This is a genomic window from Plantactinospora sp. WMMC1484 (genome assembly GCF_049315195.1).
Lineage (GTDB): Bacteria > Actinomycetota > Actinomycetes > Mycobacteriales > Micromonosporaceae > Plantactinospora.
Genome location: NZ_CP186055.1, coordinates 7,312,106 through 7,328,926, shown reverse-complemented (window position 1 = coordinate 7,328,926; position 16,821 = coordinate 7,312,106). Strand labels below are relative to the sequence as shown.

The 16,821-nt window shown below is 68.6% G+C and carries 14 protein-coding genes and 2 pseudogenes; 8 read left to right on the top strand and 8 right to left on the bottom strand.

Translation table 11 applies throughout. The features are described 5' to 3' along the window. Nucleotides 1-277: 277 nt before the first annotated feature. A pseudogene (locus tag ACN28C_RS31510) lies at nt 278-376 on the bottom strand (GntR family transcriptional regulator); the annotation flags it as partial. A gap of 190 nt (nt 377-566) precedes the next feature. Between ACN28C_RS31510 and ACN28C_RS31505 the strand changes: the two are divergent. From ACN28C_RS31505 to ACN28C_RS31475, 7 genes and pseudogenes are all read left to right on the top strand, one after another. Next, complete coding sequence (locus ACN28C_RS31505; protein WP_422768684.1) at nt 567-1,058, top strand: winged helix-turn-helix domain-containing protein; 492 nt, start codon at nt 567-569, stop codon at nt 1,056-1,058. Then, nucleotides 1,022-1,645, top strand: a complete 624-nt coding sequence (locus tag ACN28C_RS31500) for an IS630 family transposase (RefSeq protein WP_422774614.1) — start codon at nt 1,022-1,024, stop codon at nt 1,643-1,645. The genes ACN28C_RS31505 and ACN28C_RS31500 overlap by 37 nt, the downstream gene beginning before the upstream one ends. Before the next feature lie 459 nt (nt 1,646-2,104). Further along, nucleotides 2,105-2,512: a DUF4240 domain-containing protein gene (locus ACN28C_RS31495; RefSeq protein ID WP_422771120.1), complete on the top strand. Its 408-nt coding sequence runs from the start codon at nt 2,105-2,107 to the stop codon at nt 2,510-2,512. 22 nt (nt 2,513-2,534) lie between these two features. Then, nucleotides 2,535-3,023: pseudogene (locus ACN28C_RS31490) on the top strand (IS1634 family transposase); the annotation flags it as partial. A 176-nt stretch (nt 3,024-3,199) separates the two neighbouring features. Then, nucleotides 3,200-3,763 carry an SUKH-3 domain-containing protein gene (locus ACN28C_RS31485; protein ID WP_422771119.1) on the top strand — a complete coding sequence of 188 codons (564 nt, stop codon included), beginning with the start codon at nt 3,200-3,202 and terminating at the stop codon, nt 3,761-3,763. A gap of 291 nt (nt 3,764-4,054) precedes the next feature. After that, on the top strand, nt 4,055-4,174 hold the full coding sequence (locus tag ACN28C_RS31480; RefSeq protein WP_422771118.1) for a DUF7660 family protein: 120 nt from the start codon (nt 4,055-4,057) through the stop codon (nt 4,172-4,174). A 150-nt stretch (nt 4,175-4,324) separates the two neighbouring features. Then, nucleotides 4,325-5,644: a restriction endonuclease gene (locus tag ACN28C_RS31475; protein WP_422771117.1), complete on the top strand. Its 1,320-nt coding sequence runs from the start codon at nt 4,325-4,327 to the stop codon at nt 5,642-5,644. Nucleotides 5,645-5,734: 90 nt separating this feature from the next. Here the strand turns inward: ACN28C_RS31475 and ACN28C_RS31470 are convergent, their stop codons facing one another. From ACN28C_RS31470 to ACN28C_RS31460, 3 genes are all read right to left on the bottom strand, one after another. After that, entirely contained in the window at nt 5,735-7,306 is a 1,572-nt protein-coding gene (locus tag ACN28C_RS31470) for an SGNH/GDSL hydrolase family protein (protein ID WP_422771116.1), read from the bottom strand. A 480-nt stretch (nt 7,307-7,786) separates the two neighbouring features. After that, nucleotides 7,787-9,889 (bottom strand): glycogen debranching N-terminal domain-containing protein, encoded by a 2,103-nt coding sequence (locus tag ACN28C_RS31465; protein WP_422771115.1) that lies wholly within the window; start codon nt 9,887-9,889, stop codon nt 7,787-7,789. After that, complete coding sequence (locus ACN28C_RS31460; protein WP_422771114.1) at nt 9,879-10,280, bottom strand: SCP2 sterol-binding domain-containing protein; 402 nt, start codon at nt 10,278-10,280, stop codon at nt 9,879-9,881. The genes ACN28C_RS31465 and ACN28C_RS31460 overlap by 11 nt, the downstream gene beginning before the upstream one ends. 432 nt (nt 10,281-10,712) lie before the next feature. Here ACN28C_RS31460 and ACN28C_RS31455 point away from each other — a divergent pair, with 432 nt between their 5' ends. Further along, nucleotides 10,713-11,003: a DUF1540 domain-containing protein gene (locus tag ACN28C_RS31455; protein WP_422771113.1), complete on the top strand. Its 291-nt coding sequence runs from the start codon at nt 10,713-10,715 to the stop codon at nt 11,001-11,003. A 179-nt stretch (nt 11,004-11,182) separates the two neighbouring features. Here ACN28C_RS31455 and ACN28C_RS31450 read toward each other — a convergent pair whose 3' ends face one another. From ACN28C_RS31450 to ACN28C_RS31435, 4 genes are read right to left on the bottom strand one after another with little or no spacing between them, the layout of a single operon-like run. Then, nucleotides 11,183-13,678, bottom strand: coding sequence for a glycosyl hydrolase family 95 catalytic domain-containing protein (locus tag ACN28C_RS31450; RefSeq protein ID WP_422771112.1), 2,496 nt, complete (start codon nt 13,676-13,678; stop codon nt 11,183-11,185). 4 nt (nt 13,679-13,682) lie between these two features. After that, a complete protein-coding gene (locus tag ACN28C_RS31445) occupies nt 13,683-14,570 on the bottom strand; it encodes a carbohydrate ABC transporter permease (RefSeq protein WP_422771111.1) in 888 nt (295 codons plus the stop codon). Then, nucleotides 14,567-15,535 (bottom strand): carbohydrate ABC transporter permease, encoded by a 969-nt coding sequence (locus ACN28C_RS31440; RefSeq protein WP_422771110.1) that lies wholly within the window; start codon nt 15,533-15,535, stop codon nt 14,567-14,569. The genes ACN28C_RS31445 and ACN28C_RS31440 overlap by 4 nt, the downstream gene beginning before the upstream one ends. Nucleotides 15,536-15,539: 4 nt before the next feature. Further along, nucleotides 15,540-16,820 (bottom strand): ABC transporter substrate-binding protein, encoded by a 1,281-nt coding sequence (locus ACN28C_RS31435; RefSeq protein ID WP_422771109.1) that lies wholly within the window; start codon nt 16,818-16,820, stop codon nt 15,540-15,542. Between the last annotated feature and the right edge of the window lies 1 nt (nt 16,821).

Genomic DNA, 16,821 nt, shown 5'->3' with positions numbered 1-16,821 from the left:
TCGCCGTGGGTGGTTGGTGAAGGGATCGTCACGGCCATGACCGTCCATGGTCTTGGCCTCTGACGGCGGGCTCGATATTGGTGGGCGTGCGCGCGGGGCCGTAGGCCTGTAGCGCGTGCGCGCGGCCCGGCTTCGGCCGGGCCGCCTACTTGATACCTGTAGAGCAGTTTTGAGCCAGTCGGCTCTTGGTCGGGGGCCTTGGTCCGGCTGGCTTACTGCTTCGCGTTGCGTCGCCGGCTGTTGCGGGAGCGCTTGGCGGGGTGGTGCCTGCTTGTCGTTACCGGGCATCCAGCTCGTGCAGGGCGGCGTTTTTGTCGTCGGCCGTGCGGGCATGGTGGTAGCGGATGGTGATGGCGTGCTGGTCGGCGAGGTAGGCGCACCCATCGATGCCCTGAACCTCGAAGGCGTGGACGTCTCCCCGGGTTGCCGTCACCGTCGCCGTCAACAACCGATAGATTTCGATGCAGCGCGTTGCTACAGCGGTTGAATGGCTGGGGTCTGGCTCGGTCGATCGCCTGTGATCAACCACTATGGACGACCGGTCGGTGTCGATCTATACCTGGGGTGTGAGGTACGCCGATAGTGGTGGCCTGTCCGCTGCCGGACGGGCCAAGCGGGAGCAGGTACGGATGCAGGCCGCGCGGATGTTCGCCGTCGATGTGCCGGCGGCGCAGGTCGCGGCCCGGCTACGGGTGTCGACGAAGTCGATCTACCAGTGGCGACGCCGCTGGCGTGCGGGTGGGATGACCGCCCTGGCCTCGACCGGCCCGGGTGGAAACGTCTCCCGGCTCTCACCGGACCAGCTACTGCGGCTACGCGCGGAGTTGGACCTCGGCCCGGCCGCACACGGCTGGATCGAGGACCAACGCTGGACCCTGGCCCGGGTCGCCACCCTGATCGGCCGACTGTTCCACGTCTCCTACACCCTGCGCGGCGTGTCCTACCTGCTGCACCGCATGGGCTACACCCCTCAGGTACCCACACACCGAGCCGTCCAGCGCGATGAGGACGCGATCGCCGACTGGCGGGCCACGACCTGGGCCAAGGTACGAGGCTAGCGGCGGCGACCAGGGCGTGGATCGTCTTCGAAGACGAGGCCGGACAGACCCTGCGCCCGTCCAGGGCCCGAACCTGGGCCCGCACGGGCCACACACCCACCGTGCGGGTATCGGGCAAGGGCTCAGGCCGGGTCTCGATCGCCGGACTGATCGCCTACAAACCCGGCCAGCGCGGCCACGTCTTCTACCGCCTGCGCGTCCACCGCAACCGTACCGGCGAGCGCCGCAGCCTGTCCGAGGACGACTACGCCACCCTGATCACCGCCGCGCACCACCGGCTCCACGCCCCGATCATCCTGATCTGGGACGGAGTCAACACCCACACCAGCACCGCGATGCGCCAGCTCATCGCCGCCCGCCACCGGTGGCTGACCGTGGTCCAACTACCCGCGTACGCACCCGACCTCAACCCCGTCGAGGGCCTGTGGTCAACGATGAAGTCCAGCCTCGGCAACCTCGCCGTCGACGGCGTGGACCACCTCGCCGCGATCATCCGCAACCGACTCAAACGCATCCAGTACCGACCCGACCTGATCCCCGGCTTCCTCACCCAGACCGGACTCAGCCTGGAACCGGAACCACCATGACCGAAACAGACCCCAGACTTTCAACCGCTGTACCACTCACGAAAGGCCAGGTGAAACGTTATGAACGCGTAAGTAACACTGCGTGACGGGCTGAAAATCCCACACGTACTATGTGCTCGCCGGCAAAACCCCGGTCCTCGTCCATAACTGCGGGAAAGACCAAGGAATCTACGAGTTCCCTGACATGCACAACCCTGGCAAAACCTATGTCGGCAAGTCGATTAACTTGACGAATCGCCTGGGCGATCACCTTCGTAGTGGTCGGTTGGCGAGCATGGATGACGTCAAGGTTACACATGTGTGTGGATGCGAAGATGACGTATTCGTGGCTGAGCACCTACGGATTCAGCAGCTACGCAAACAGGGCGTGCCTTTGTCGAACGATATTAATTCTCCTGGAAAGGCGATTCTTGACAGACGTAACCAACCGATGCTGCCCGGAGCCGAGGATTGGGGTCAATGATGGCTGCTGACTTCTGGTCACTGATCGAGTCGAATCCTGTTACGAGTCGGGCGGACGTCGAAGCGGCGGTCGGGCGAGTTGAGCAGCGACTGCACGCGCTGGACCTGGCGGACCTGGTTGATTTCCAAGAGCAGCTAGATCGGAATCTGGATGCGCTGGACTTGAATTCTCTGGCGTCAGTTCAGGTCGAATTGGCGGAAGATTTGATTCTGGAGCAAACTGCCGATCACTTCCTTTACGCCCGGTGCGCATGCTTGCTCGCTGGGCGGGAGGAAGCACGGGCGGTGCTTGAGGAATCGGCGCGCTTCAGTAACTTTGTTGCCCCTCGGCTCCAATCTGCTGAGGCGCTTCTTTACCTCGCACGAACTGAATATCAGAAACGCACCGGTGAGCCAATGATGTAACTCTTTAGGGTTGCCTATGGGGGCCCGCGCCGTCGTCGACGGGCAGAAAGCGGCCCGGACTCCCCGGTTCGTCAAGACCAGCAACGGATCGCAGACCCTCGACCAGGTTTCGCTGGAACGCGCCCGCCGCCTGGTCGGCCTGAAGGGCTACGTCACCAACATCGCGGGCAACGTGATGCCCGCCGGCGAAGTCATCAGCTCCTACCACGACCTCTGGCAGGTCGAAGCGTCGTTCCGGATGAGCAAGACCGACCTGGCAGCCCGGCCCATGTTCCACCGCAGCCACGACGCCATCGAGGCGCACCTGACCATCGTGTTCGCCGCACTCGCGGTCTCCCGCGAGGTCCAGAGCCGCACCGGCCTGTCCATCCGCAGCGTCGTCCGTCAGCTACGGCCCCTACGGTCCGCGACCATCGCGATCAACGGGACCAGCCACACCCTGCCACCGGCGATCCCCACCAACCAGCAAGCCATCCTCAACGCCCTGAACCGGCCGGACGCCACGCACTAACCAAATGAGCCAACTCGGGAGCCGACCAGCAAACTCGACTCGCTGCGGGTGCTGAAGGAAGTTGGCGCGCCTGATCCAAGCCCAGGCAGCGGAAGGTCCCGACGCTATCAGGGGTGGAACCATGCGTACGGTGCAGACGAGAAACAGTTCTATGCCGACGTCAAATACGACTGGTCATGGCGAACCGGCGTACCCTTGCGGTCGTTGTAGCCGGCTACTGGAAGATCTCGGGATCGGGTGAACTTATGATCCGCTTTGACTCACTCAGTCAGGACGTGCTTAAAGCGCTTGACGCCTCCGGGTGGAGCGTAGACCGCGCCGTTGACGCTGGCCAGTGGGTAGAACCTCTGGAGAGAGAGGGCTACCGGGTCCATACTCTGGCCATAGCTGCCCTGTCTGCACTGGGAGGGCTTTCGCTTGAGCCGCGCAACGCGGTTGGCCCAAACTTTGCTAATGATGAGCCTTACAACTTCGATCCGATCGCGGCCGGATCGGGTCAGCGCGCCCTAGCTGTGGAGGTAGAGACTGTTCTTGGTGGACAGTACTTCCCTATCGGTGAATGGCTAAGCTACTCAAGCGTTTTCCTGGAAGCTGGGGGGAGAGTGGTTGCTGCTGGCATGGGATGGTTCTGGGAAATGGGTTCGAGCTTTGAAGAATCCTTGGAGCTGGCAGTTTGCGCGAACCGCCCGCTGCTCTGTCTGTACTCTGATCCGGGTGTGGCCCCCTGGCCGCCCGCGTGATCTCTGCGTTCACTCGCTCATTCAGGGTTGCGGTTACAGCGCGTAGCGCAGAGCTGTCGGGGGTCGATGCCGTCTGCCTGGGTTGCCGTCAGCGCGGGTTTGGCATTTAATTATGCCGATGAGCATCTCGGCCGTGCGCGACCAGACGGTTCGGTGGTGCAGCTTCGATCCCGAAAGCCACCCATCGTGATGGCTTCGAAGGAATTGTCATGGCGCCGCCGACAGCACCCTTCTCGGAGTTGGGCGGCTCGGTATGGCGGGCGTGCGCGCAGGTCCGTAGGCCTATAGCGCGTGCGCGCGGGGCCGGCTTCGGCCGGGGCCGTTCTTGAGAATCAGGGTCTGGAAAGTCCTGATCAACCGTCCTGGCGGCTGGTAGGCGACATGTTGGTCGCTGCGACGCTGTACGAATAGCTGGAAGCGAACCTGCGGGCGAGACGATCCAAGCGCCGCGGTCGCGACGCACGGCTGCACGGCTCGACCGACGCGCCCTCCCACAGCCACCGGACGGCCCCGATTCGGTCGGCCTGCCCCGGTGTCCGCCGGACCCGGCATGATGACGCGGTGGACCGCAACCGGGTGCCGATGCTGGACGTCTTCCGCTACCCCAGGGGAGCCAGCCCCATCGAGGTCGAGGTCGACGGCTACCCGAACTACCACCACATAACCGCCGCTCCGGGCCGGGACCTGCCGAGGTTGATGCTGGAGCGCGGGATCAACCCGGCCGCGATGGTCCAGGCGCCGGACGAGCGGCGCCGGCCCGTCATCACCATCCGGTCCAGCCCCTGGAAGGCGGGGCACGCGACCAACCCGTGGCACGACGAGTTCGACCTGGACCACGGGCACGTCCGCTACTACGGCGACCACAAGCCGGATACCACCGGCCTGCCCGGTGCGACGGCGGGCAACCGGGCGCTGCTGGAGGCGTGGCGACACCACGCCGGGACCAGCGCGTACGAGCGGTCGTTGGCGCCGCCGTTGTTGCTGTTCCGGTCCGCCACCGTGCTGCGCGGTGGGCGCCGGGTGGTGAAGGGACACGTCGAGTTCTGCGGTGTCGCGGTGATCGAACGGTTGGAGCACATCGTCCAGCGCGATCCCTCCGGCGGCCGGAGCTTTCCCAACCTGGTGCTGGACCTCGCGGTGCTGGATCTGGCGCCGGCCGGCGACACCCTGGATCTGCGCTGGATCGACGACCGGCGGGACGCCTCGCTCACCACCGAACAGACCCACCGGTTCGCGCCGGCCTCCTGGCTACGCTGGGTCGACCAGGGGCGGGCCGCCATCCCGCGGGTCCGACGCCGGGTCGTCTCGTCCCGGGTGAGAACCGCCAGCGAACAGTTGCCGGTCAACCCGGACGACATGCGGGTGTTGTGGCGGCTCTATCACTTCTTCGACGACCGGAAACACGCCTTCGAACTGCTGGCCGCCCGGGTGGCCGCCCAACTGCTGGCCGGTTCGGGTGCGATGTACCGGGATGGCTGGCTGACCCGGGCCGGTGGCGACGGTGGGATGGACTTCGTCGGGCGGTTGGACGTGGGCGCCCCGGGCAGCAGTACGCCGCTGGTCGTTCTCGGTCAGGCCAAGTGCGTGGCACCCAGCAGTTCGATCAGCCCGGACCAGGTTGCCCGGGTTGTCGCACGGCTGCGACGCGGCTGGATCGGCGTCTTCGTCACCACCGGCACCTTCTCCCGCCAGGCCCAGATCGAGGTGATCGACGACCAGTACCCGCTGGTGCTCGTCGGCGGCCGAACGCTTGTGGAACAGGTTCTCCGGATGGCGGCAGCCGACTACGACGGCGACCTGGATGCGCTGCTGCGCTCCGTCGACACCGGGTACGAGGCGGCTGTCGCGCACCGGCGGCCGGAGGAGATCCTGTCCGGATGATCCCTACCATGCCCGCGCGTCCTCGTCTTACTCGCAAAACGGTTGCGGGCGGGCCCGGTGAGGCCCGCCCGCGGTTGTGGCTACGTCGCACTAGCCGATGCCGGCCTGCGACCTGATCTGGCGGGCCATCTCCGCGTATCCCGCACCGTTGGGGTGGAACGTGTCCGAGGTCGTGGGGAAGGAGATGTCGGCCGCCCACCGCAGGTGGTCGGGTGAGCAGACCCGATGCCCGCGGAAGGCGTCGAGGGTGTTGACGTACCGCACCCGGGAGTCGCCGGTCAGGAAGACCGCGGTGGCGATGGCGGTGTTGATCTGGGTGGCCGCCTCGTACACCCTCCTCAGCTCGGCGTCGCTGAGGAAGGTGTTGACGATGCCGCAGTTGCCCGAGTCTCGCTGGAAGTCCTGCGGGTCGTCCGGGTTCGGCAGGACGGCCGGATAGCCCAGGACGATCAACCGCCCGTCAGGTCTCATGCTGCCCATGATGAGCGCGTACGCGTTGTTCAGCCGGGCTTGTATCGCGAACAGGTCGGCCGGGGTCAGCAGCGGGGCATCGGCACAGTAGCCGCTGAAGCAGCCGGAGAGCCGGTCGGTGAAGCCGAGGTCGTTGCCGCCGATGGTGATGGTGGCCAATCGGGTCCGGTAGGGACTCACCCACTGCAACTGCGGCGTTCCCGCCTCGGGTTGCGGGTTGAGCAGGTGTTCCAGGCGGGCGCCGCTGCACGCTCTCAGGTTCGGTCGGTCGATGGGCAGGCTCTGGCCCCGGTCGCCGAGCGGTAGCCGGCCGGCGATGAGCTGCCAGGAGTACGTTTCGGTGCTGCGCCGGCAAGCCGGAGCGGAGACCGGGTCCACGTTCGTGGGTGCGCCGTTGCCGGACGAGTACGAGTCGCCGAGCGCGACGAAGCGGATGACCGGTGGTGCCAGCCCGGTGTTGAACGCCCCGGTGCCGAGCACGACGTGCAGGGTGAGGGTGCCGAGTCCGTCGCAGAGCAGGTAGCGCAGGCCGGGGACCGGGTTACAGGCCGCCCAGGGGGCCGAGGCCATCAGATAGAGCTCCAGGATGACCTCGACCTGCCGGCCGCCGTCGTACAGGTCGCCCTGCACCTCGAAGGCGCCGTAGCTGGCTCCGTAGCTGCCGCTGACCGCGAACTCGGTGCCGACGTAGCCGATCTCGCCCTCGTAGTACGGGCTCCAGTCGACGGCGGCGGAAATCCCGTACATGTACTCCAGAAAGAAGTTGCACTGCACGTCGGCGGTGTAAATCGTGTCGGAGTAGGGGCCGATCGTACCGTCCTCACCGACATAGGTGCTGCCGTAGATGCTCGGTGTGCAGGTGTAGTCGTTGACGTCCGACTCGGAGGCGGTGCCGGAGCCACCGGGAAAGGCGAGGCCGACCCCGCCCGCCTTCCCCGCCCCGGGAAGCGCCTTCGGCGCGGTGGGCTTCAGCTCCGAGGTTAGCGGGGCGATCTTCGTACCGTTGCCGGGCAAGACCCTCGACTGTGGAGGTTTCGTCGCCGGATCGAAGACGTCCTCGGGCCGCTTCGTCGGATCGGCCTTGCCGGCGGGCGCGATCCGACTGCTCCGCTCCTTGGGCGCGACCGGATCGGCCTGTACGGGTTGCGCACCCATGACCGAGCCGCAGAGTACCGCCGCCACCGACACCACCGACAGGGCCCACCTCGGTCGCCTCCGTGACCACCGTTTCCCGAACGTCGCCACTGCTACCTCCCCAGCCTGATCGATCGGCAAATGCCGTCGAGGAAGGCTCAGCGTAGGAAGCGGCCCGGGCGGGACACATCCGTGAAAATACGCAAAGGCAGGTGTGGATGGCAGATCAGTCGGTGTCGGCGACTCCCGGCCTGCCCGAGGTGACCATCGCCACCAGGGCGTACCTGGGCGGGTTCGGGGCCGGTCAGCCACTTCCGGGCGCAGGCAGTTCACCGGCGATGCTCTCTGTGGTGCCCAGGAGTCGATCCGAAGTGAACCGTGTGTCGTGATCCGGGAGACGTCGCCGTGCGCTATTCCGGCCGGTGCCGTCCACGGAGTATGCACGTTTGCCGGCGCTGTCCAGAATGCGGCATCGCCGTGCTGTGGGCGCGCATCGTCGTGGCAGCCGTCCAGCGCGCACCGTGACTGTCGGCCACGCTAGCCATCACGGTCAAGGCGCGGGTCTGTACGACGTCGGCGGGCGGAGCAGCGACCCGCCGGCTCCTGCTGGCGGGCGCGCCCGAAGACGTCGGCACTGCCCCACCGTCCGCAGACGTCGAAGAGGGTGATCTCGCCGATCTCCGGCGGTATCAGGGCCTTGCTCTCCAGATGGTCGGGATGCGGCGCCAGGCCGAGGAGGGTGCGTAGCAGCGACAGCACCGCGCCGGCCGACCAGCCCTGCGGGCTGTTGGCGGTGGGGTAGCGGACGGGGTACGTGGTCATGGTGCGGTGGTATCCGGTGAACGCCTCCGGCAGGCGGCCCTGGAAGTAGGGGGCGGCGTCGAGAATGGACTTCGCGATGGTCGACGCCTCGGCGGCGAAGCCGTAGCGGCGCATACCCTCGGCGACGACGGAGTTGTCGTACGGCCAGACCGTGCCGATGTGGTAGCCGACCGGGTTGTGGTTGGCCTCGCCGGCCGCGAGGGTTCGCACTCCCCAGCCGGAGAAGAGCCGGGGGCCGAGCAGGTGTTCGACAAGTGCCGGAGCGCGGTCGGCGTCGACGATGCCGCTCCAGAGCAGGTGCCCGATGTTCGAGGTCAGCGCGTCGACGGGCGTGCCGTCGGGCTCCCGGGCCAGTGCGTAGTAGCCGTGGTCGGCGAGCCAGTAGTCCCGGTTGAACCGGTCCCGCAGGTCGGCGGCCTGCTGTTCGAGGCGGTGGGCGTACGCCGGGTCGTCCCAGAACAGCCGGGCCAGCCGCGCGCCGCGCCGCTTGGCGTCGTAGGCGTAACCCTGTAGCTCGCAGGTCGCGCGTGGCCAGCCGGGCCGCCGTCCGTCGGCGTAGCAGATGGCCGGTTCGGTCTCCTTCCAGCACTGGTTGGGCGGCTCGTCGGGCCAGCGGGGCCGCTGGTACCAGAGGTAGCCGTCGCCGACGAGGTCACCCCACTCGTCGATCCAGTCGAGCGCTCTGCGCGCCTCCTTCTCCAGCGTCCGCACCAGCTCGACGTCGCCGGTCCACCGCTCGTACTCGTCGAGCAGCACCACGAAGAGTGGTGTGGAGTCGGCCGAGGCGTAGTAGTAGAGGTACGGCCGCTCCTCGAAGGCCGCCCCCTCGTTGAAGCGGAGCAGGTGGATGATCTTTCCTGGCTCCTCCTCGCGGTAGTCGTCGAGCTTCGCGCCCTGGTCGGTGGCGAGCAGCCGGAGCGTGTCGGCGGCCAGGCCGGGCAGGAACGGCAGCGTCTGGAGGCTGGTGAAGATGCACTGCCTGCCGATCGCGATGTTGAGGTACGGCAGCCCGGCCGCCGGGAGCTTCCCCTGGCCGGTGATGCCCGGGTTGGCGAGCGCGGCCAGGTCGATCAGGCTGCGCCGGTAGGCGGTGACGAGCGGGCCGTATCCGGTCTCCAGCCGCGGAGCCGCCGCGATCCAGGCGTCGAGTTCGTCCCGCATCCCCTCCTTCATCTCCCGCAGGGATCGACCGGCACCGGTGACCTCGGCACCGCTCGACGCCCGGATGTCGGTCGTCACCTGGAGCCGGGTGCTCCAGGCGCCGTGCGGTGCGATCCGGGCGGTGAAGGTCATGCCGTCGGAGTCGATCCCGGCCGGTTCGGTGGTGCTCCGGATGATCGTGGCGCGTCGGAAGCGCCCGCGCAGGTATTCCAGTTGTAGCTGGCGGTCGCCGATGGCGTGCCGGAACTCTCCCTCTCGCGGGACGGGCGGGTTGCCGAGCCGGTTGACGTCGAGGAAGTCACTGGCGACCTCGAGCCGGATCGTCGCCTCGACGGGCTGGTCGGTGTGGTTGAGAACCGTGACCTCTTCGTCCATCCCGGCCACGGTCGAGCGATGACGGATCACCGACTGCGTGGAACTGACGTAGTGCCTCGGTTCTCCGGGGACCAGGAAGAAGCGCGCCTCGAAGTACTGGAGATCGTCCACGGAGAGCGGGGTGAGCCGTTTGCCGTCCACGGTCACGACCCATCTGGACAGGAATCGCGTGTCCAGGAAGTAGAGCCCGTCCGGTTCGCCGGCAGCCGGGTCGACATCCCCGTTCCGGGCGCTGACGATGAAGGTCAGGCCCTCCAGGATCGTTATCCGCTCATCTTCCATGGGCTCCGTCCCCGGCTCGGGTCGCCCGGGTCGGCCCGACCGAGTCGGGTGGGCCGGGCAGGAGACGCTCGAAGTAGATCAGTACCTCGGGAGAGCCCTGGTAGGTGACGTCGTTGCGGAGCGTCGCGGCGACCGGGTTGGCGCCAAGGACGAGCCGGTCAAAGATCGGCTTTTCGGTCGATATGATGCAGTCGGCATCGCGGTCCGCCTCCCTGGACACCGCCACCTCGCCCTCCCGTAGCGTGACGTACCAGTGCTCGGTGCGCTCGGTGCGCTCGGTGCGCTCGGGGTGGCTCAGGTCGAGGCGGACCGTTGCGGAGATCCCCTGCGGCAGCAGGTGTGCGCGGCGCTGCGCCTCACCGGCGAAGAAGTCCGCCGTCGGATCCGCCATCAATCCTCCCTGACGAGGTCCGCCCACGGCCGGGGCATCCGTCAGCCTCGCGTGGGATACCCGGTCAGCCTCGCGCGCCGTCCGGTGGTCCTGCGTCACCCCGATCGGATGAATCAGCCGGCCGGGCGTTTCGAAACGGGGATGGCGGTGCGGTGGGATTAGGTTAGGCAGTCCTTCTGTCACCTTCTGGCGTCCGCGCCGACGGGTCGGCGATTTCGAACTCGCTCGGAAGCGGATACTCGATGGCGGTGAGCCAGTATCCTGTCTCTGGCCAGCGGCTATTGCCATAGCGGTAATGGTTACCTAATAGAAGGAAAGGCTACCCTACTATTTGGTTCCGGGGTTGCCGAATGGTCAAGCCGCATGGTGGCGTGTATGGTCTACTTGCGAGAGTTCGATTGTCTGAATTGACAATGGAAGGGTGAGCTGGCAATGACGGATATGTTGGAGATGCCGCGCGTTCACGAGTGCACGGTGACGGAGTGTGGCTATAACCACGACGGCTGTCACGCCTTCGCGATCACCATCGGTCAGCAGACCGCCAACTGCGCCACCTTCATCGACACCTCCGCCAAGGGCGGTCTCGACCGGGTCATCGCCCAGGTCGGTGCGTGCAAGCGGGTCGACTGCCGGCACAACGCCGATCTCGAGTGCCGGGCGCCCTCGATCCGGGTCGGTCCCCGGCAGGACATCGCGGACTGCCAGACCTACGACCCCCGCTGAGCGGCGGGCGGCGTGACCCGCGTCACCCGCCGCCGTTCAGCCGGAGAAAGCATCAGGCAGGCACGTCCGGAGAGCGGCCCGTGCGCGTAACGGTGCGGGCAGCCCGCCCCATCTCGGCGGTGCGGGCGGCCGGCTCGGTTTCGGCGGTACGGGCGGCTCGGTTTCGGTGGTACGGGCGGCTAGGTTTCGGCGGTACGGGCGACGGACCGCCCGGTCTCTGCCAGGTCGGGCCCGAGCCGGACCTCCTCGCCGGCCTCGATCGCCAGCAGCACCGTGGTGCGCCCGTGCCGGATCCGCGCGGTCCGGGGACCGGCCGGGTGGCCGCTGCGGATCGTCGCCGAGCTGAGCCGCCCGTCGCGCCAGGCGAGGTCGACGCTCCAACCGCCCCGGCACCGCACGCCCTGCGCGGCACCCTCCGGCCACTGGGCGGGCAGCGCGGGTAGCAGGCGGATGAGCCCGCCGTGGCTCTGCACCACCAATTCCAGGATCGCTGCCATGAGCCCGTAGTTGCCGTCGAGCTGGAACGGCGGGCCGGTGCAGAGCAGATTGGGCAGCAGGCCGCCCCAGTCTGCGGGGTCCGTCGGGTTGACCGGGCCGTGCCGGCCAGGGTCGCCGGCGAACGGCCGGGTCGCCTCCCGTAGCAGGTCCCGGGCGGTGCTCGCGTGCCCGAGCCGGGCCCGCAACGCGATCTTCCACGCCCATGCCCAACCGAAGGCGCCGGGGCCCTTGTGGTCCAGCACCCGGGCCGCCGCCTCCGCGAGGTCCGGCGTGCGATCCGGGTCGATCTGGTCCAGGGGATGCAGGCCCACGAGCTGGGCCATGTGCCGGTGCAGCGGGTCGTGCTCCGGCCGGTCCTCGACCCATTCGCGTAGCCGGCCGTCGGCGGTCAGCCCGGGCGCCCGCAGCGACGGCAGGGCGGCGCGGATCTGCGCACAGACCGGGTCGCCGTCGAGGCCGAGCTCGCCGGCCGCGGCCAGGCAGTTGGTGAACAGCTCGCGGATCAGCGTGATGTCCATCGTGGTCGAGTACGACAGCGACTCCGGGTTCCCCTCGGTGGAGAGGAACATGTTCTCCGGTGAGGTGGCCGGGATCGTGTCCCGCCAGCCGGTGCCGGTGTCGACCAGCCAGTCGAGGCAGAACTCGGCGCAGCCGCGCAGCAGCGGCCAGCCACGCTCGCGCAGGAAGCCGGTGTCCCGGGTGAAGGCGAAGTGCTCCCAGACGTGCTGGGTCAGCCACACGCCGCCCATCATCCAGATCGCCCACGACGGGTTGCCGTGACCCATCCCGACCGGCAGCGCCCAACCCCAGATGTCGCTGTTGTGATGCGCCACCCAGCCCCGGGTCCCGTACAGCCGGCGGGACACCTCGGCACCCGTCCCGGCGAGCCGTTCGACGAGGTCCAGCAGCGGCTCGTGGCACTCGCCCAGGCCGGCGGCTTCCGCGCCCCAGTAGTTCATCTGGGTGTTGATGTTGAGGGTGTAATTCGACGACCAGGGTGGGCGGAGCTCGTCGTTCCAGATGCCCTGCAGGTTTGCGGGCGGGCCGCCCGGGCGGGAGGCGGCGGCGAGCAGATAGCGGCCGAGCTGGAACATCACCGTGGCGACCAACTGCTCGTCGGTGCCGCCGAGGATGTCCCGGTGTACGTCGACGGTGCCGGCACGGTGGCCACCGACCCGCAGCCGGGTGGGGCCGAGCAGCCGGCGGACGTCCGCCTCGTGGGCACGCAGCAGGTGCTCGGCGCCGGTGTCGAGGGCGGCCGCGGCGCGCCGGGACGCGGCGTGCCGGTGCTGCTCGCGGCTGCGGGCCGGCCGCCGTGCCCAGGCGTCACCCGCGCTGGTCGAGCTGGCGAGCGTCACCAGGGCGTACGTCATCCGCCGGACCGCCAAGCCGCCGGCGGAGTGCTCCCACACGCCGTCGGTCTCGATCCGCAGCGCGGCGGCGGCGTACGGGTCGTAGCCGCCCGGCCCGGCGCGGCCCTCGGACGGCCCGGCGTGCCCGTCGAGCGGCTCGGCGTAGCGCAGCGGTTCGGCGATGCCCGGCTCGTGCAGCGGGGCGCCGTCCACGGGCACCTGGAGACCGAGGTCGAGCCCGGGCGGCCGTACCGCCCGGTCCGCCACGCGCAGCCGCGAGGTGAGTTCGACCGCGAGGTCGGCGGTCCCGCCCGCCACGGTGACCGCGACGCAGAGCGCCTGCGCGGGCCGGCTGGCCCAGGTGCGGCGGTGCAGCGTACGGCCGCCGCCGAGGTCGATCGTCTCGTCGACCACCCCGGTGTCGAGGTTGAGTGTCCGGCCGAGGTACGCCGCGTCGGGTCCGGCGGCCAGCGACATCCAGAGGTCGACGAAGGGCAGGTATTCCTGGCTGTAGCGGCCCTCGAACGACATCAGCAGCGCCTCGGCCCGCCGGTAGTCCTCGGCGAGCACGGCCCGGCGCACCTCGGCCAGCCGCTCGGGACCGGCACCTGCGGCGAGGACGTCGGCCAGGCCGGCGGCGGGCCCGTCGGGCGTACCGGACCAGACCGTCGCGTCGTTGACCTGGAACCGGGCCCGGTGCACGCCGCCGAAGACCATCGCACCGAGCCGGCCGTTGCCGACCGGTGCCGCCTCGAACCAGCTCGACGCCGGCTCCGGCCAGGCCAGGACGAGGTCGCCGGCCGCCGTCTCCACCCCTGCGCCCATGGTCTCAGCCCTTGCTCGCGCCGAGGGTCAGCCCGGCGACGAAGTGTCGTTGCAGCAGCAGATAGACGACCAGCACCGGGATCACCGTGAGGGTGGCGCCGGCCGCGATCAGGTTGTAGTCCTGCAGGAACTGCCCCTGGAGGTTGTTGACCGCCGTGGTCACCGGCAGCCGGTCGCCGTTGTGGATGAAGAGCAGCGGCCAGAAGAAGTCGTTGTAGAGCCAGATCACCTCCAGGGTGCCGACCGCGGCGAGCGCGGGCCGGCAGAGCGGCAGGATGATGCGGGCGTACTGGCGCCAGACGCCCGCGCCGTCGACCAGCGCCGCCTCGGTCAGCTCGCCGGGCAGCGCCTTCATGTAGTTGCTCAGCACGAAGGTGCAGAAGCCCGTCTGGAACGCGACCTCGACCGCGATCACCGCGTAGTAGGTCTCCAGCAGGCTGCCGGAGGCACTGATCGAGTACGGCAGCGGCGTGCGCTTGAACATTTCGAAGAGCGGCGCGGCCAGCACCTGCGGCGGCAGCATGTTGCCGGCGGTGAACATGACCAGCAGGGTCAGGTTGAACCTCCAGGTGAAGCGGCTCACCGCGAACGCCATCATCGAGGCGAGCACCAGGGTGAGCAGCACGGCCGGGACGACGATGATCGCCGAGTTGACGAAATACCGCGCCATCCCGCTCTGCTCCCAGGCGGCGGCGAAGTTGTCGAGGTTGAGCGGGCCGCGCAGGCTCCAGTAGCCGTAGCGGTCCGTCGCCTCCTTCGGCCGCAGCGCCGTGTAGAGGGTCCAGAGCAGCGGCACCAGCCACATCACCGCCATGGTGGTCAGGAAGAGGTGGGTGCCGTGGTGCCGCCGCCGGTGCCGCCGGCGGGTGGCTGACTGCGGCACAGCCGTCATCGGTCTGCCCTCCGGAAGACACGGACCAGGTAGTAGACGATCGGCACGAGCGAGACGACCAGCAGGATCGTCGCGAGGGCGGAGCCGACGCCGATGACCTGGCCCTCGCCGGTGAGGTTCTGCACGACCAGGACGCTGAGCAGTTCCAGCCCGTTCGTGCCGCGGTTGATCACGTACACGATGTCGAAGGCCCGCAGTGCCTCGATGACCGTGATGACGACGACCACGATGTTGATCGGCCGCATGGCCGGGAAGACCACCCGGAAGAACGTCTGCCGGCCGCTGGCGCCGTCGATCGCCGCCGCCTCGCGCAGGCTCGGGTCCAGGCCCTTCAGCCCGGCCAGGTAGAGCACCATGACGTAGCCGGCGTGCCGCCAGGCGGTGGCCACCAGCGCGGCCCAGAGGTTGACGTCCGAGTCGCCGAACCAGTCGGTGGCCCCGGGCGTCCCGGCGGTGCCGAGCAGGTTGTTGAGCAGGCCCTCGTTGCGGGCGTAGACGAGCTGCCAGACGATGCCGACCATCACCAGCGAGAGCATCACCGGGGCGAAGAAGACGCTCTGGTAGAGCCGGCTGCCCCGGATCCGCTGGTCCAGCAGCACCGCCAGCAGCAGGCCGAGCGGCGTGGCCAGCACGGCGAGGAAGACCAGCCAGAGCACGTTGTGCGCGATCGCCGGCCAGAACGGCGGGTAGTCGCGTACCGCGTAGGCGTAGTTGTCCAGGCCGACCGGCTCGATGTCGGCCAGCGCGAACCCGTTCCACCGGGTGAACGACAGCCCGATCGACAGCAGCGTGGGGATCCAGACCAGCACGGCCTGGACGAGCGTCGGTACGCCCACCATCAGGCCGAGTACGAGCCGGTCCGCTCCGGAGAGCCGCCGCACCCGGCCGGACCGTCCGTTCCGGACGGTCGGGTCGCCGGGCGCGGCGGTCGCCGGTGGGACGGTGGTCCCGGTCAGCACGCTCATCAGCTCACGCGGCGGCCGCGTAGAGGGTCTTGGCCTGCGCCTCCAGGTTGGCGGTGTCGACCGTGCCGTCCTTGAGGAAGCCCTGCAGCGCCGGGATCATCACGTTGTTCGCCATCGCCGGCAGTGCGTCCCGGTCGAAGAACTGGCTCACGTACTTAGCGTTCGCGATCGCCTCGGCACCCTTGCGGTTGAGCGCGCTGAACGACGACGTGTCCGCGTCCCTGGCCGTCTGCAGGTTCGACGGGTCCTTGGCCGCGTAGACGTCCTGGGCCGCGCCGGTGCCGAAGTACGCCAGCATCTCCCTGGCCGTCGCGTTCTCCGCGCCCCGCCTGGAGAGGACGAAGCCGTCGATCGGTGCCTCGATCGCGTCGGTCCCCTCGACCGCGACCGCCGGGAACGGGAAGAAGTCGAGATCCGCCACGACCTGCGGGTCGGTGAGTTCCTGGCCGATGAACGAGCCGATCAGATACATCCCGGACCGCTTGTCGGCCAGCGACCGGGCGGCCTCCTGCCAGGTGGCGCCGAGCGCCGCCGGGTCCTGGTGCGGCAGCAGCGCCTTCCAGTTGTCGAAGACGTCCCTGACCTTCTGCTGGTCCCACGACTCCTTGTGTGCGCAGAGGTCGACGTGGAACTGGTAGCCGTTGGTGCGCATGTTGAGGTAGTCGAAGGTGCCCATCGCCGGCCAGCCGTCCTTGTCGGCGAAGGCGATCGGGGTCAGGCCGTCCTTCTTCATCCGCCCGCAGAGCGCCAGCAGCGCGTCGAAGGTCGCCGGGATCTCGTAGCCGCGGTCGGCCCAGAGGCTCCTGCGGTAGTAGAAGCCCCACGGGTAGTTGTAGTTCGGCACCAGGTATTTCCTGCCGTCCTCGCCGGAGGAGGCCGAGGCGATGCCCGCGGAGAAGTTGCCACCGATCTCGTCCCAGACGTCGTCGACCGGCGCCAGCAGGCCCTTGGCGGCGTAGTACCGCATCCGGTAGCCGGCGTACCAGGTGATCACGTCCTCGGGGCTGCCCTGCAGGTAGGTGCTGACGTTGTCGACGAGCTGGGCCCGCGGCATCACGTTGACCCGGATGCTCGCTCCCGACTTCTGCTGGTAGGCGTCGACCATCGCCTGGATCGCGCTCTTCGGGACGGCGTCGGAGAGGTTCGAGCCGAGCGAGGCGGCCCTGCCGCCGGCACCGCCGCCGGCCTGGCCGCCACCGCAGGCGGCGAGGAGCGGTGCGGCGGCGACCGCCGCGCCGAGTCCGAGCAGGGTACGCCGGCGGGGCCGGAATTCGTGCGTATCCATG

Coding starts and splice junctions, on each gene's coding strand:
- ACN28C_RS31495 (WP_422771120.1), top strand. CDS start 2,105: ATGATGGCTGCTGACTTCTGGTCACTGATCGAGTCGAATCCTGTTACG.
- ACN28C_RS31485 (WP_422771119.1), top strand. CDS start 3,200: ATGGCGAACCGGCGTACCCTTGCGGTCGTTGTAGCCGGCTACTGGAAG.
- ACN28C_RS31465 (WP_422771115.1), bottom strand. CDS start 9,889: ATGGAAGATGAGCGGATAACGATCCTGGAGGGCCTGACCTTCATCGTC.
- ACN28C_RS31460 (WP_422771114.1), bottom strand. CDS start 10,280: ATGGCGGATCCGACGGCGGACTTCTTCGCCGGTGAGGCGCAGCGCCGC.
- ACN28C_RS31455 (WP_422771113.1), top strand. CDS start 10,713: ATGACGGATATGTTGGAGATGCCGCGCGTTCACGAGTGCACGGTGACG.
- ACN28C_RS31450 (WP_422771112.1), bottom strand. CDS start 13,678: ATGGGCGCAGGGGTGGAGACGGCGGCCGGCGACCTCGTCCTGGCCTGG.
- ACN28C_RS31445 (WP_422771111.1), bottom strand. CDS start 14,570: ATGACGGCTGTGCCGCAGTCAGCCACCCGCCGGCGGCACCGGCGGCGG.
- ACN28C_RS31440 (WP_422771110.1), bottom strand. CDS start 15,535: ATGAGCGTGCTGACCGGGACCACCGTCCCACCGGCGACCGCCGCGCCC.
- ACN28C_RS31435 (WP_422771109.1), bottom strand. CDS start 16,820: ATGGATACGCACGAATTCCGGCCCCGCCGGCGTACCCTGCTCGGACTC.